At 66.7% G+C, this 13,773-nt stretch carries 13 protein-coding genes and 1 tRNA gene; 5 read left to right on the top strand and 9 right to left on the bottom strand.

Annotated features, from left to right (window positions below; genetic code table 11):
* Positions 1-94: 94 nt before the first annotated feature.
* Positions 95-661: a nucleoside deaminase gene (locus tag HMPREF2826_RS02555; protein WP_371440565.1), complete on the bottom strand. Its 567-nt coding sequence runs from the start codon at positions 659-661 to the stop codon at positions 95-97.
* A gap of 61 nt (positions 662-722) precedes the next feature.
* Here HMPREF2826_RS02555 and HMPREF2826_RS02550 point away from each other — a divergent pair.
* Both HMPREF2826_RS02550 and HMPREF2826_RS02545 read left to right on the top strand, forming a co-directional pair.
* Positions 723-813 (top strand) — tRNA-Ser (locus tag HMPREF2826_RS02550).
* A gap of 152 nt (positions 814-965) precedes the next feature.
* Positions 966-1,520: a LemA family protein gene (locus HMPREF2826_RS02545; protein WP_058271250.1), complete on the top strand. Its 555-nt coding sequence runs from the start codon at positions 966-968 to the stop codon at positions 1,518-1,520.
* A gap of 155 nt (positions 1,521-1,675) precedes the next feature.
* Here the strand turns inward: HMPREF2826_RS02545 and HMPREF2826_RS02540 are convergent, their stop codons facing one another.
* The 5 genes from HMPREF2826_RS02540 to HMPREF2826_RS02520 all read right to left on the bottom strand — a co-directional run bounded on the left by HMPREF2826_RS02540 (position 1,676) and on the right by HMPREF2826_RS02520 (position 6,047).
* On the bottom strand, positions 1,676-2,635 hold the full coding sequence (locus HMPREF2826_RS02540) for a transketolase family protein (protein ID WP_070638927.1): 960 nt from the start codon (positions 2,633-2,635) through the stop codon (positions 1,676-1,678).
* Positions 2,628-3,488 carry a transketolase gene (locus HMPREF2826_RS02535; RefSeq protein ID WP_070638925.1) on the bottom strand — a complete coding sequence of 287 codons (861 nt, stop codon included), beginning with the start codon at positions 3,486-3,488 and terminating at the stop codon, positions 2,628-2,630. The genes HMPREF2826_RS02540 and HMPREF2826_RS02535 overlap by 8 nt, the downstream gene beginning before the upstream one ends.
* A 157-nt stretch (positions 3,489-3,645) precedes the next feature.
* Positions 3,646-3,927, bottom strand: coding sequence for a PTS sugar transporter subunit IIB (locus HMPREF2826_RS02530; RefSeq protein WP_058270782.1), 282 nt, complete (start codon positions 3,925-3,927; stop codon positions 3,646-3,648).
* 117 nt (positions 3,928-4,044) lie between these two features.
* Complete coding sequence (locus HMPREF2826_RS02525) at positions 4,045-5,505, bottom strand: PTS ascorbate transporter subunit IIC (protein ID WP_070638923.1); 1,461 nt, start codon at positions 5,503-5,505, stop codon at positions 4,045-4,047.
* 89 nt (positions 5,506-5,594) lie between these two features.
* Complete coding sequence (locus HMPREF2826_RS02520; RefSeq protein ID WP_235815050.1) at positions 5,595-6,047, bottom strand: PTS sugar transporter subunit IIA; 453 nt, start codon at positions 6,045-6,047, stop codon at positions 5,595-5,597.
* 317 nt (positions 6,048-6,364) lie between these two features.
* Here HMPREF2826_RS02520 and HMPREF2826_RS02515 point away from each other — a divergent pair, with 317 nt between their 5' ends.
* The 3 genes from HMPREF2826_RS02515 (at position 6,365) to HMPREF2826_RS02505 (ending at position 10,743) form a co-directional block, all read left to right on the top strand.
* Positions 6,365-7,315 carry a DeoR/GlpR family DNA-binding transcription regulator gene (locus HMPREF2826_RS02515; RefSeq protein WP_070638921.1) on the top strand — a complete coding sequence of 317 codons (951 nt, stop codon included), beginning with the start codon at positions 6,365-6,367 and terminating at the stop codon, positions 7,313-7,315.
* A gap of 331 nt (positions 7,316-7,646) precedes the next feature.
* Positions 7,647-9,491, top strand: coding sequence for a magnesium transporter (locus tag HMPREF2826_RS02510; RefSeq protein ID WP_070638919.1), 1,845 nt, complete (start codon positions 7,647-7,649; stop codon positions 9,489-9,491).
* A 1-nt stretch (position 9,492) separates the two neighbouring features.
* On the top strand, positions 9,493-10,743 hold the full coding sequence (locus HMPREF2826_RS02505) for an Nramp family divalent metal transporter (protein WP_070638917.1): 1,251 nt from the start codon (positions 9,493-9,495) through the stop codon (positions 10,741-10,743).
* Positions 10,744-10,824: 81 nt separating this feature from the next.
* Here HMPREF2826_RS02505 and HMPREF2826_RS02500 read toward each other — a convergent pair whose 3' ends face one another.
* The 3 genes from HMPREF2826_RS02500 to HMPREF2826_RS02490 form a co-directional block, all read right to left on the bottom strand.
* Positions 10,825-11,535 carry a PRC-barrel domain-containing protein gene (locus HMPREF2826_RS02500; RefSeq protein WP_070638915.1) on the bottom strand — a complete coding sequence of 237 codons (711 nt, stop codon included), beginning with the start codon at positions 11,533-11,535 and terminating at the stop codon, positions 10,825-10,827.
* A 149-nt stretch (positions 11,536-11,684) separates the two neighbouring features.
* On the bottom strand, positions 11,685-12,161 hold the full coding sequence (locus HMPREF2826_RS02495) for a YtxH domain-containing protein (protein ID WP_070638913.1): 477 nt from the start codon (positions 12,159-12,161) through the stop codon (positions 11,685-11,687).
* Positions 12,162-12,276: 115 nt separating this feature from the next.
* Positions 12,277-13,740, bottom strand: coding sequence for a hypothetical protein (locus HMPREF2826_RS02490; protein WP_070638911.1), 1,464 nt, complete (start codon positions 13,738-13,740; stop codon positions 12,277-12,279).
* Positions 13,741-13,773 lie beyond the last annotated feature (33 nt).

Below are 13,773 nucleotides of genomic sequence, written 5' to 3'. Positions count from 1 at the left end.
CAATGCGTGCGCCGGACGATTTGGCGAGCAAGGCCATCGGCCTGACGGGTCGAGACCGCCCGCTCGCAGCGCGCGCGAGCGTCGTGTGGCATGCCTAGGGGCGCGGGCCCTCCCCCCGCCCCGAGCACGCTTCCCGACGCCGCTCGCGAAAGAAGTCCCTCAGCAGGTCCGACGCCTTGTCCGCCAGCACGCCGCCGGTCGCGTCGAAGCGATGGTTGAGGCGCGCGTCGCGGCTCAGGTCATAGAGCGACCCCAACGCCCCGCCCTTGGGGTCCGGCGCGCCAAACACGCAGCGATCGATGCGGGCGTTGACCATGAGGCCCGCGCACATGAGGCAGGGCTCCAGCGTCACATACACGGTGCATCCCGAGAGGCGCCAGTGGCCCAGCTCGCGGGCCGCCCCCACCATGGCGAGGAACTCCGCGTGGGCCGAGGGGTCCTCGTCCCGCTCGCGACGGTTGTGGCCGCGCGAGACCACGACGGGCTCGGGCGCCTCGTCCCAGGAGGCGGCGGGCCGCTCCGGGCTGACGTAGGAGGGGCTGGCAGGGTCCTTGGCCGCCTCGTACACCACGACGGCCCCTATGGGCACCTCGCCGTCGCGGGCGGCCAGGCGCGCCTCGGCAAGCGCCTGGCGCATGTAGCGCTCGTCATCCAGAGGCACCGCGATTCGTCCTTTCTCGGGGGCAGGGCGTATATGTTGTAGGATATATCCGTCGCCCGTCGGAGGGGTGGCAGAGTGGTCGATTGCAGCGGTCTTGAAAACCGTCGAGCGGCATCCCCGTTCCGAGGGTTCGAATCCCTCCCCCTCCGCCATCTGCGCCTTCTGCCGCCGCACGTCCCTACGGGCCTGATCCCGAACATCCTGGGGTCCTGGGTCAGCGCGCGGACGCTCCTGCTATAATGGGCCGTAACCATTGATTGGATGCCGGGCCAGCCATATCCCGGCCAACGAGATGGAGGTCACCATGCCCCTCGTCATCATTGCCCTGCTCGCCGTCGCCGCGGTTCTGGTCATGTGGTTCATCAACATCTACAACGGCATCGTCACCAAGGACAACCGCTGCGACAACGCCTGGCAGACCATCGACGCGCAGCTCCAGCGTCGTAACGACCTCATCCCCAACCTCGTCGAGACGGTCAAGGGGTACGCGGCGCACGAGTCCGGCACCTTCGAGGCGGTCACCAGGGCCCGCTCGGCGGTCATGTCCGCCACCTCGCCCGAGGAGAAGATGGAGGCGTCCAACGTCCTCTCCGGAACGCTCAAGAGCCTGTTCGCCGTGGCCGAGAGCTACCCCGAGCTCAAGGCGAACACCAACTTCCAGCAGCTTCAGACGGACCTCACCGACACCGAGAACCGCATCGTCTATGCCCGCCAGAGCTTCAACGACTGCGTCCTCGAGTACAACAACGCCATCGAGACCTTCCCCGGCAACATCGTCGCCGGCAGCAAGTTCAAGATGCGCCAGGGCTTTGAGGTCACCGATGCCGCGGCGCGGCAGTCTCCGCAGGTCAAGTTCTAGCCCGCACGCCCCCAAGGGCACGTCTGGCCCCGCATCCTCGTGGTGCGGGGCCTTTCTTGTCGTGCGTCGTCAAGCGAGGCCCTTGATGGAAAGGTCGCCCGCGGGCGGCCTTTTTGGACGTGCCGTTTCACGACGTTTTTGCGATGGCGCGGATGCTACCCGAGCAGCGCACGCACCGTGCCGACGAGGTCGGCCGCAGTCAGGCCGTACTCCTCCTGAAGGTAGCCGGGAGTCCCCACGGACCCAAAGCGCTCGACGACGCCGTGACGCCTGAACGGCGGCGTGACTCCGGCCTCGAGCAGCGCGGACGCGACGGCCTCGCCCAGGCCGCCTATGACGCCGTGGTTCTCGAAGGTCACCACGGCCCGCTTGCCCGCAGCCTCGGCGACGAGCAGGTCGACGTCAAGCGGCTTTATGCAGAACATGTCAATGACCTCGCAGGAGACGCCCGCGTCGTCAAGCGCGTCCGCCGCGGCGAGCGCGTCCTTGAGCAGCTGGCCCGCGCTCACCACCAGGACGTCCTCGCCCGGACGGACGACGTTGCCCCTCCCCAGCTCAAACGTCGATCCCTCCGCATACAGCTGGAACGACTCCTTTCTGCCCGTGCGCAGGTAGTTGATGCCGCCGCGCGCCGCGAACGCCTTGAGCGTCCAGGCCATCTGGACGGCGTCGGCGGCGTCGGCGACCACGGCGCCCGGAATGGTCCTCATGAGGGCGACGTCCTCGTAGGTGGTGTGCGTGCCGCCGTTGGCGCCCGCCGTGAACCCGGGATCGGAGCCCCAGATGTGTATCGTGTTGTGCGCGTAGCCGCCCGCCATGAATATCTGGTCAAACGCGCGGCGCGTCGCGAAGGGGCCAAAGCTGTGCACAAACGGCACGAGACCCTCCGAGCTGAGGCCCGCCGCCATGCCCATCATGTTGGCCTCGGCAATGCCCACCTGGACGTAGCGCTCGGGGTGTGCCTCCCGAATCTTGGTGGAGAGCGACGCGCCGCCGAGGTCCGCCTCGAACATCACCACGCGCTCGTCCTCGCGCATGAGGTCGATGAGCGTGTCCGCGAACGTGTCGCGGTAGGGCTTGCCTGCGGCGCCCACCTGTCGTGAGAGCTCAAACATCCTGCTCGCCCCCCTTGATCTGAGCCTCGAGCGCGAGGACGGCCTCGTCGGTCGCCCGTCGTATCTCGTCGTTGTTCCATTTCATGGAGTGGTTGTCGGCCGCCCGCTCAAAATAGGCGACGCCGGCGCCCTTGATTGTGTCGAGCACGATGCAGTTGGCGCTTGCGTCGTTTGCCTTGGCGGCGTCTATGGCGGCGTCTATGGCGCGTATGTCCTGGCCGTCGACGCGCTGCGTCATAAAGCCGAACGCGCTCATCTTCTGCGCGAGGTCAAAGCCCGGCAGCACCGCGGCCGTGGGACCGTCCAGCTGCTTCTTGTTGTCGTCGATGAAGACGATGCAACGCGACAGCCGGCGCCCGGCGATGAACTGGAACGCCTCCCAGCACTGTCCCTCGTTGAGCTCGCCGTCCCCCACGATGAGATAGGTGTACGCCGCCGACCCCTTCATCCTGAGCGCCAGCGCGATGCCCGCCGCCTCGGACGTGCCCTGCCCGAGCGACCCGGTGGTGGCGTCGACGCCCGGCGTCTTGAGTCGGTCGGTGTGCGAGGGAAGGCGCGTCCCGCCGTCGTTGAGGGTGAGAAGCCACTCTCGCGGAAAGAAGCCCCTCTCGGCCAGCACCGAGTACATGACCGGCCCGGCGTGTCCCTTGGAGAGGACGATGCGGTCGCGTCCCTCCCAGGTCGGATCGGCGGGGTCATGCCTCAGGTGGTGGGCGTAGAGGTCCGCCATCAGCTCGACGAGCGACAACGAGCCTCCCACGTGCCCGTAGCCGCGGTGCCGAAGCATGACGAGCACGTCCTTGCGCAGCTTGGCGGCAAGAAGCGTCGCCGCCCGCTCGGTCTGTTCGTTCACGATTCCTCCCCTCTGGCGTCCGCACGCGCGTGCGCCCCCGTTTCGCGCAAGCGTGGACCGGCCCTGCCGACGAGGCAGGACAAACCCATGAAAACGGGATCGTAGGCAAAGAGCCGCTGCGGGCCAGGCGAACTTATCGTCTATTGTTGAGAGGGCGCTAGGCCAGGTGCGCCTTGAGCTTCTCCTCGAGCTCGGCCTTGTCAACGATGTTCTTGAGGACGACCTTCTTCTCGTCGGGAATGCTCGACACGAAGTCGGCGAGATCGCCGCCCACGATGAAGAGGTCGGCGGCAGTGGGGTTGATGTCCGAGATGGTGGTGTGGTCAACCTCGATGTCCCCATGGCCGAGCTTCTTGAGGACCTCCTCGGTGTTCATGTGAACCATGAGGCTCGATCCCAGGCCCGACCCGCAGGCGCACATGATCCTCCTGATTGCCATGACGTTCTCCTTTGGTCAGGTGGCGCCGGAGTGCTACCGGCGCCACAGACGATCCATGACGTGAGTCTACCCACGCGCGGAAGGGGGCGGGACCAGGCCCGCCCCCAACGACGACGTCTACTCGCCAGCCGCGTCCTTCTTGGGGGCGACGTAGTTGTAGACGATGGGAAGCAGGTACAGCGCGACGCAGACGACCGTGAGGACCAGGCCGCCGGTGACGGAGACCATGTTGCCGAAGATGATGCCCATCCACGAGAAGTCGGCGTCCGAGAAGGTGCTGCCAACATAGCCCAGCTGGGTGAACACGGGCATGCAGATGGCCGGCAGGAAGGTGATGAGCAGGCCGTGGACGAAGGAGCCGGCCACGCAGCCCTTCCAGCCTCCCTCGGCGTTGCCAAAGACGCCTGCGGTGGCGCCGCAGAAGAAGTGGGGCACGACGCCCGGCAGGATCAGCGCGACGGGAAGGGCGGCGTTGCAGCCGATGAGGATGAGCAGGCCCACGATGCCTCCGATGAAGGAGCTCAAAAAGCCGATGATGACGGCGTTGGGCGCATAGGTGAAGGCGACGGGGCAGTCGAGGGCGGGCTTGGCGCCAGGAACGATCTTGTCCGCGATGCCCTTGAAGGCGGGGACGATCTCGCCGATGATGAGGCGCACGCCAGACAGGATGACGTAGACGCCGCCGGCAAAGGAGAGACCGCAGGTGACGCACCAGACGATCCAGTTGGTCGTGGTCTCCTGGCCGATGTTGAGCAGGACGGCGAGGTGCGCGAACTGCGGATAGTTGGCCGCGAGCTCGTCGGCGGTGATGCCGGCGGGAACGGCGCTGAGCAGGCCGCGGGCGATGGCGATGCCCGTGACGATGATGAAGAAGATCATCATGGTGAGGCCGATGGACACGGTGGTGTCACGTAGGAAGATGAGGCGCTTGGGGAAGTTGATCTCCTCGGTGCTCTTGCTCTTCTCCTTGCCAAACAGGACGCGAGCGACCTGGCCCGAGAGCCAGTAGCCGATGCCGCCAAAGTGGCCGAGGGCTATGGAGTTGCCGCCCGTTACCTTGCGGAAGGTCACCTGGCAGTACGCAGGGGAGAGGACCATGATGAGGCCCAGCAGGCAGCCGCCGGCCAGATAGAGCTCAACGCCCGTAAGGCCACCGGCGCCGCCCAGGATGACGGCGATCATGCAGGCCATGTACAGCGTGTGATGACCCGTCAGAAAGATGTAGGGCATGCGCGAGAAGCGGGCGAGGACGATGTTGAAGACCATGCCCAGCGCCATGATGATGGCCGAGGCGGTGCCAAAGTTGGTGAGGGCGTCCGCGACGACGGCCTCATTGTTGGGAACGACGCCCTGCATGTTGAAGGCGTAGTTGAAGATCTCACCAAACGCGAGCAGCGACCCAGACTGCAAAAACGCGGCGCCCGCGGAGAGCACCAAAAACCCCACGATCGTCTTGAGCGTGCCCTTGATGATGTCCTCGACAGGCTTTCCCTGCAGGCACAGGCCCAGCAGGGCCAGCAGGCCGACGAGAATGGCGGGCGTTGACAGAATGTTGATGACGAAGCCAAGTACTGCCATTATTCCTCCTCCATGTGGTAGTGGGTTGTTCGTGTCGTCCCGTCACGACGCCTTCGTCCGGCGGGGCGCTCGGCACGAGAGGTTGGGCGCTAGGCGCCAAAGTCTACGAACAGGTGATACACCTCGTCCGCCGTGGCGGCCGTGGCGGCCTTCTCGATGTTCGCGGGGTCGGCGAACATCGTCGCCAGGATGCGCATGACGTCAATGTGAGAGTTGGGATCCTGCGCCGCCAGCGTCACGAGCACGCGGACGGGCTCGCCCGGCTTGTACTCGACGCCCTTGCGACAGATGGTCACGGCAAGCTGCTGCTTGATGACTCCCTGCTCGGGACGCCCGTGCAGCAGCGCCAGATCAGGGGCGAGCGCAAAGTAGGGGCCAAACTTGTGGACGTTTTCGATGATGCCGTCAATGTAGGCGCTCGAGACGTAGCCCCCGTCAACGAGGGGCTGGACGGCCACGTGAATCGAGTCCTCCCAGTCCTTGCAGGCCTCGACGATCTGCACGTTCTCGCGCTGAAGCATGTCGCTCATCGTCACTCCCATGCCACTTCCTCCTTTCCTGGTCGTTGAGCCGGCCCGGACGAGACTCCCCTGTCGCCCTGCCGATCTCCAAGCTGGTATTTCCAACTATCTTCGTAATGCGTACACATTGTATTCCAGGTTTTCCTTTTCTTGTCAAGAAAATTCCATTAACTGAACGTTCTGCCCCCTAGGCGGGACGGTCATATGTGGGGTTTGTACTAGAATCAGGTACCTGTTTCCCGCGAGCGGGACAGCTTGCCTAAGGTAGTGCTTGTCTAGGGCACTGCGTGCCTCAGGCGGCTTTGTTCGTTTTCCTGAGAGACCGGGAGTGTCGCACCTTGTTCCGTCGCGAGCGCAGAGAGAGGATCGTCGCCCTGCTGGAGGAGCGGGGGTCTGCGACCGTGGAGGAGCTGGCCGAGCTCTGTCATGCCAGCGTCGACAGCATCCGCAAGGACCTTCAGCAGCTCGTCCGCGAAGGTCGCTGCGAGCGTTACTACGGGGGCGCCAGGCGCATTGGCCCCCCGCCCGACCAAGGGACGCCCAACCAGGGGGGTCCTTTGGGCCAGGGGGCGTTTGGCCAGGGCGCCGGTGCCGACGACGCGCACGCGAACGAGAACGAACTCATAGGCGGCCCCAGCCTCGTCCCCACGGCCCTCCCCTCGGGCACGAGACCCTGGCCGTGGGACAATCCCGCGCCCTCGACCGAGCCCGTCTCCGCCTCACGGGGGCGCCCGGACGTGGTGAGCCAGGAGGCGCGCCTCTCGGTGGCCCGTCGGGCCTATCTCGAGATCAACGACGGGGACGCCGTCTTCCTTGACGTCTCGCGCACCAACGCCCTGCTCGCGGACCTGATTGCCCAGGGCGACAAGCACGTCATCGTCACCACCAACATGATGGAGGTCATCCAGCGGCTCTCGGGCAAGCCCCACGTGACGCTCGTGAGCACGGGTGGCTACCTTAACGTGCAGCTCAATGGCTTTTTGGGATCGGCGACTATCAGTCTGCTGGAGCCGCTGCTCTTCTCGAAGGCGTTCATCGGCGCCGACGGCGTCAACCTGACGAACGCGGCCGTGACGACGGACTCCATCGACGCAGGCGAGGTCAAGGAGCGCGTCATCCATAACGCGTCCTACCCCTTCCTGCTGGCGGAGGAGCAGAAGTTCCGCATGAGCCATCGCTTTCGTTTTGCTACCGTCACGGACTTCTGCGCGGTCATCACGGACACCGATGACCCCGAGATTCTCGCTGGAATCGCGCGCCAGGGCGTTGCGGCCCTGCGAGCCCTATAAGCCGGGGGCAGACGCTCGACGACCCTGCATGCCGGCAGAGGCGGCGAGAGGCGCGCCGGCGGGGCGCCCCTCTTGGACAGCGTCTCGTAAGGCTTTGGTATTCATCCTCGTCACCGGCATACCCCCGTGTACAATTAGGAGCGGCCGGTCGGCGCAAGGCGCTCGTGCGGCCCGTCCCGTCAGCAAGGAGAAGGGTCCTTGATGAAACCTCGACCTCACAGTCGCTGACCCCTCGATGGTTCCCTGTTGGTCTCATCGTGGGGTGCCCCCGAACGCCACGGCCCGCGCGTCCGTGCGAGGCGCGCCGCGCCAGACCAACTAAGGAGCTCGCATGATCTACTTGTCCCAACTGGTGGGAAACCCCGTGTACGACCTCAACGGAGAGCGCATCGGCAGGGTCAACGACCTTGGCATCGCCACCGGTGAGGTCTTTCCCCGCGTCACGTCGCTCGCCGTCGAGGGGCCCGGCAGGACCCCCTTCATGATCAGTTGGAGAAAGTACGTCGACTCGTTTGACGAGAGCGACGTCCGCCTCAAGGTGGTCGCCACCGACATACGCTTTAGCTACCTTCAGCCCGACGAGGTCCTCATCGCCCGCGACCTGCTCAACAAGCAGATCGTGGACACCCGCGGCGCCCGCGTCGTGCGCGTGAACGACCTCAAGCTCTCTGACACCAGCTCGTCCCAGCTGCGTCTGCTGGGAGCTGAGGTGGGCGTTCGCGGCATTCTGCGCTCCCTCTCCCCCGCGCTCGAGCGTTTGGTCATCAGGGCGTCGCGCGCCCTGGGCAAGCCCCTGCCCGAGCGCATCATCGCCTGGAACTACATGGACCTCCTCGACCGCGACCTCTCCAACGTCAAGCTGTCCGTCTCTCACAAGACGCTTGACGAGCTGCACCCCGCCGACATCGCCGACATCATAGAGCGCCTCGACCCCCGCCTGCGCGGCCAGGTCTTTGCCCAGCTTGACGAGGAGCGGGCCGCCGACGCCATCGCCGAGCTCGAGGACGACTCGATGGCCGCCGAGCTCATGGGCGACATGGACGTCACCGCCGCCTCGCGCCTGCTCTCCGAGATGGACCCTGACGACGCCGCCGAGCTCGTCTCGGAGCTTGACTATGACAAGGCCGAGAAGCTCCTGCGCCTGATGGGCGTGAAGGAGCGCGGCGCCATCAGGCAGCTTCTGGGCTACCGCGAGGACACGGCGGGCCGCATCATGACCTCCGAGGTGGTATGGCTGGGCGAGGACGCGACCGTGAGCGACGCCAAGCAGGCCATCCGCTCCCTTGACGAAGCCTTCGAGTCGGTTCACTACGTGTACCTCAAGGACGAGGAGGGTCGCCTCTCCGGCGTCGTGAGCCTGCGCAGCATCATCTCCTTTGACGATGACGCCAAGCTGGGCGACATCGCCTACGACGACCTCGTGTGCGCCCGCCCGGACGACGACCAGGAGGACGTCGCCCTCGACATCGCCAAGTACAACCTGCTCGCCATGCCCGTCGTTGACGACGGGCGGCACCTGCTGGGCATCGTCACGGTTGATGACGCCCTCGACGTCCTCGAGGAGGAGCACGAGGAGGACCTCCAGATTGCCGGCGGCGGACGCGGCGACACCGACGGACGCAAGGGCACCAGCGGCCTGCTCTGGCTGTTGCGCAACGAGCTGTGGTTCTTCGCCTGGATGGTCGGGCTCGCCGCCCTCGCCCTCCTTATGGGCGAGGGCCGCCGCGAGCTCGTCTTTGCCCTTGGGGCCGCCCTGCCCGTCGCTGTCATCGCGGCGCTCGACTCGGTGAGCTACACCACCAACTTCTTCATCGAGAACGACCCCAATGACGAGGACGCGCCGTCGTTGGCAGGCTTCGCCCTGAAGGGCGTCGGGCTGGGACTCGTCTTTGCCGCCTTCGAGTCGCTCGTCGCCGTCGGCGTCCTCAGCGCCCTGTTTGGACAGGACGCCGGAGGCGTCACGGCGGGTCAGCTGGCCGTCCTGAGCTTTGGCGCCGCCGCCGCGAGCGTGCTTGCGTCATTCCTTTTGGCCCCCGTGTGCCTGAGCGTCCTGCGCTCGCGTGACGAGAAGGGCGCCGAGACCTCGGGCATCGCCCTCCAGCTTCTGGCTATGGCCATATCCGTCGCGCTGTTCTGCGCCGTCACCCTCGCCCTCGTGGCGGGGCTGGGGCTGTAGCATGGCGGCCGCCACCGACCGAGGGGGCCGCAAGGCGGGCAGGCTCGCGCTGCTCGCCGCCATGGGCCCGGGCATCCTGACGGCGCTGGCCGGCAACGACGCCGGCGGGGTCGCCACCTATTCCACCGCGGGAGCCACCTTTGGCTTTGGCATGCTCTGGACGGTGCCCCTCATGTGCCTGCTGCTCATCGTGGTGCAGGAGACCTCCGCCCGCATGGGCTGCGCCACCGGCAAGGGCTTCGCCTCCCTCATTCGCGAGCGCTTTGGCATTCGCATCTCCGCCGTCGCCATGCTGTCGCTCATCGTCTCCAACTTTGCCGTCACGCTTTCCGAGTTTGCGGGCATCGCCTCGGGCATGGCGCTCTTTGGGGTCCCCACCTGGGCCTCGGTTCCCATCGCCGCCATCACCACCTGGCTCTTGGCCGTGTCGGGGTCATACCGTCACATCGAGAAGATCCTCCTGGCCATTGGCCTCGTGTTCGTCACGTACATCGTTGCCGGGGTCATGGCGCATCCCGACTGGGGGGAGGCCCTTCGCTGCACCCTCGTTCCGCAGGCGTCCGCAGACCCCAGCTATATCTCGCTTTTGGTGGCAAACGTGGGAACGACCATCTCGCCTTACATGATCTTCATGGTGGCGAGCAACGTCGTCGAGAAGAACCTTGGCGCCTCGGACATCCCCGGGCAGCGGGCCGACAACGTGTCGGGTGCCATCTTTGCGGAGATAATCACCTGGTTCATCATCCTGACGACCGGTGCGGTCCTCTTTCCCGCCGGCATCCTGGTCAACAACGCGGCCGACGCCGCCCAGGCCCTCGTGCCCTTGGCCGGGCGCTATGCGTCGGCCATGTTTGCCGCAGGGCTCGTCGGCGCCTCGTTCTTGGCCGCCTGCGTCATGCCCGGCATCACCGCAGGGGCCCTCTGCGAGGCCTTTGGGTGGGAGCGCGGCATCAACCGGCGCTGGCAGGAGGCGCCAGTCTACTACGGCACCATCGCCCTCATCACGCTGGCGAGCGCGGGCCTCGTCCTGCTGCCCGGCGCGGACCTCTTTGGCATCATGATGGCGTCCCAGGTCATCAATGGCGTGCTGTTGCCCGTGCTGCTGCTGTGCATGGTCACCATCGCTGACGACCGCCACATCATGGGCGAGCACGCCAACGGGCGACTGTGGAGCGGCCTCACCTGGTTCACCATCATCGCCGTCATCATCCTGACGGTGGTCATGTTCGCCTTCATGGCCCTGGGCTACTAGCGCGCACCGCAAGACGCTCGCGAGGGTACGCCCGAGAGAGGCGCTCGGCGGCGCCTGGCTGTCGCAGCCGCGCTGCGGAAGCTACTTGCTGGCGCGCTTGTACTCGTCCATGAACGAGCCGAACATGCCCTTGGTCCTGCCCAGCTGTCGGCCCAGGGTCTTGCTCCCCTTGTCCAGCGCGCGAGCCGCCTTGTCATCCGCCTTCTTGGCGACGGCGGCGCCGCGGACCTTGGCGCGCGCGTAGCCCTCCCCGGCCTTGGCCGCCACGCCGCCCGTGAGCTCGGACGAGGCGACCTCGTCCGCCACGACCATGTAGCCCTTCGCATAGCCCCTAACGAGCGCGGCGGGAATGGGCAGGGCTCCAACGAGCGTCTGCGCCACGCCGCCGTCGCCCACGAAGAAGCACTCGACCTGCCCCGTCGTGGCGTCAAACGACGCGTCGCTCACAAAGCCCAGCTCGCGGCCGCCCTCGGTGCGCGCGTCCATGCCTGACCAGATGATGCAGCGGTCCCAGTCAAGGCCCAGGCGCGTCTGGGCCGCCTGGTCGGTCCCCTCCTCGAGGTTGGTGATGGCGAGCGTCTTGTCACGGCGCTCGAGGGCGTCGAGCGCCACAAAGACGTCGGGGCGCTTGATCATGCCGGCGATGTCGGGGCGGCGCACCATGACGCCCACCACGCGCGTCCCCTCGGGCGAGAAGACCGCCGTCTTCACGCGGCCAAAGCGTTTGCCTGCCCCGCCGCCCTTGGGAACAACCACCTTGAGCTTGTCGAGGTCACTCAGCCTCGTCATCATGCGCGCCTCCTCATATGCCCCATGGCCGCCCGCCCAGAGAGCCCTCGTGCCCGCGTCGGACAGAAGAGGGCGGACGGGGCGTGAGCGCCGCCCTCGTCCGCCCGCAGGCAGAAGCCATGACCGTGCCCCTCACACGCCTACGTGCCCGCTTACTTGCCTTCCTCGACGTCGTTGGGGTCCTCGGCCGTCGCGGCGTCGCCGTCAACGACCTCCACGTGGACCGACACCGCCTCCTGGACGTCGTCCTTGACGTCTTCCATGCCCTCGGCAACCTTCTCCGCGACGCTGTTGACGGCCTCCTGAACCTGGGACGACGTCGTGCTGACCGCGTCTGACAGCGACGACCTCAGCTGGTCCATGCGCTCGCGGGCCAAGTCAACCTTAGCGCGAAGCTCGTCGGTGGTGGCGTCCACGTTGGGCCGGACGCTGTTGATCTTGTCTCCCACGACGCGCGAGCTGCGCTCGTAGGTGTCCACCGCGCTGTCCCAGGCGTCGTTCATGGCGTCGGCCACCCGGGCGCGGCTCTCAGAGCCCGTTCGGGGCGCCAGCAGCAGTCCTGCCATCACGCCAGCCGCAGCACCAAAGATGCTGCCGACGACAAATCCAAGTGTTCCCCTTGCGCTCATGACGTCCTCCTGTCGTTAGTCAAGCTCATTCGGCCAAAGTTGGATGCCCTCAAAACCTCCGCTCGCATCTTGTGCGCACGCGACGCCCGCGGGACGCTCGGTCGCCGTGAGATGATCACCTCACTCTGTGGGGACCGGGAATATGCTCCTCGGGAGCGACGTCGTATTCGTCGTCACCCTCGTCCGCGGCGGCGGCCGTTGCGTCCCCCGACGCTTCGTCCTCCTCGGCGCCGTCTTCCTCTGCGTCGTCGCCACCTGCCACGACGCCTTCATCCGCCGCAGGCTGCAAGGCGCCCTCGTCCCCCCGGATGGCCGCGACCTCGCCCGCAACGAGGTTCTGCTGGGTGAAGGGAGAGGGGGCTGTCGCAGGGGGCTGGGGATGCATCAGCAGCTCCGCGAACTCGCTGTCGTAGGGCTCGTCCTCCGCGTCGGCGTCAAGGCCCTCGTCGGCGTCGGCGCTAACGCGCCGCTCGCCGGGACGCTGCGCGGGGATGCGGGCGGTGTCCGAGAGAGTGCTTCCGTCGGTCTGGGCGACGTCCGGCGGCTCGGGGCCGTCGGCTGAGGGAGCGCCCTCGACCGGCGTCGTCGCGTCGGGCTCGTCGCTTTGCCGGGTGGCGTCACCCCTGGCCTCGACGCGCGCCGCGGCCGCCTGCGCGGCAGCCTGCTCCTGGGCGATCTGCTCGGCAAGGTCGCGACGCCCCTGCCGGGAGCGACGCTCGGCCTCCTCTTGGGCGCGGGTCTCGGCCTCAAGGCGCTCGGCCTTTTCGCGCTCGGCCTGGCGGGCCGCCTCGACGTCCGCCTCCTCTTGGGCACGCAGGCGCTCCTGGGCCTCGTACTCGTCAAGATCCACCGCCCAGGACGGCGTCGCCGCCTTGCGCTCGTCAGCCTCCTCTTGGGCCCGGCGGCGGGCCTCCTTTTCGGCCTCAAGGCGGTCCGCCTCCTGGCGGGCACGGGCCTCGGCCTCAACCTCCGCGCGGGCCTCGGCGATCTCGGCCTCGCGCCGGGCGATCTCGGCCTCGCGCTGGGCGAGGGCACGCTGGTACTCGGCGTCAACCTCGGCCCTCAGGGCGTCCTCCACCTCCTGGCGGTAGGTCACCTCGTGAATCTCGCCGATGTTCTGGACCATGCTCGTGAGGCCCGACACGATGGCCTCAACGTCGGGCGCCGGTTCGGCTCCGCCGCCAAAGGCCCAGTTGGCGATCCACACGGCGCTCGAGAGCGCCCCCATGACCAGCACGTCGTCGGGGCAGGAGAGCTCGATGTCAAAGCTGCGCTCGTCTTCCTCCACCGGGTAGGTCTTGCCCGAGCTTATGTCGGCGGAGGCGCTCGACTGCGAGAGGAGCTCCACGGTCATGTGCTCAAGCAGGTGGGCAATCTCGGTGTCGCCCATGACCCCCTTGAACGACTCGTCCCGGTCGCCCATGCACACATGTTCCACGATATGCGGCATGAGGTAGTAGATGCGCGTGGTGGCCACGAGGTCGTCGCTGGTCATGAGCGGCGCGTCCTGCGTGACGTAGATGCGCGCCGTCAGGTTCTCGAGGCCAACCTTGACGCGCTTGATTTCGAAAAGTGCCATGGGACGGGACCTTCCCCTTGCGCTCGCTTGTAC

This window comes from Olsenella sp. HMSC062G07 (genome assembly GCF_001811895.1).
In the GTDB taxonomy this organism is placed as follows: Bacteria; Actinomycetota; Coriobacteriia; order Coriobacteriales; family Atopobiaceae; genus Olsenella_F; species Olsenella_F massiliensis.
This window is presented reverse-complemented; position numbering and strand designations above follow the sequence as displayed.

Coding starts and splice junctions, on each gene's coding strand:
- HMPREF2826_RS02500 (WP_070638915.1), bottom strand. CDS start 11,535: ATGATGACGAGGCTGAGTGACCTCGACAAGCTCAAGGTGGTTGTTCCC.
- HMPREF2826_RS02520 (WP_235815050.1), bottom strand. CDS start 6,047: ATGGGAGTGACGATGAGCGACATGCTTCAGCGCGAGAACGTGCAGATC.
- HMPREF2826_RS02495 (WP_070638913.1), bottom strand. CDS start 12,161: ATGAGCGCAAGGGGAACACTTGGATTTGTCGTCGGCAGCATCTTTGGT.
- HMPREF2826_RS02530 (WP_058270782.1), bottom strand. CDS start 3,927: ATGGCAATCAGGAGGATCATGTGCGCCTGCGGGTCGGGCCTGGGATCG.
- HMPREF2826_RS02510 (WP_070638919.1), top strand. CDS start 7,647: ATGATCTACTTGTCCCAACTGGTGGGAAACCCCGTGTACGACCTCAAC.
- HMPREF2826_RS02505 (WP_070638917.1), top strand. CDS start 9,493: ATGGCGGCCGCCACCGACCGAGGGGGCCGCAAGGCGGGCAGGCTCGCG.
- HMPREF2826_RS02525 (WP_070638923.1), bottom strand. CDS start 5,505: ATGGCAGTACTTGGCTTCGTCATCAACATTCTGTCAACGCCCGCCATT.
- HMPREF2826_RS02490 (WP_070638911.1), bottom strand. CDS start 13,740: ATGGCACTTTTCGAAATCAAGCGCGTCAAGGTTGGCCTCGAGAACCTG.
- HMPREF2826_RS02545 (WP_058271250.1), top strand. CDS start 966: ATGCCCCTCGTCATCATTGCCCTGCTCGCCGTCGCCGCGGTTCTGGTC.
- HMPREF2826_RS02540 (WP_070638927.1), bottom strand. CDS start 2,635: ATGTTTGAGCTCTCACGACAGGTGGGCGCCGCAGGCAAGCCCTACCGC.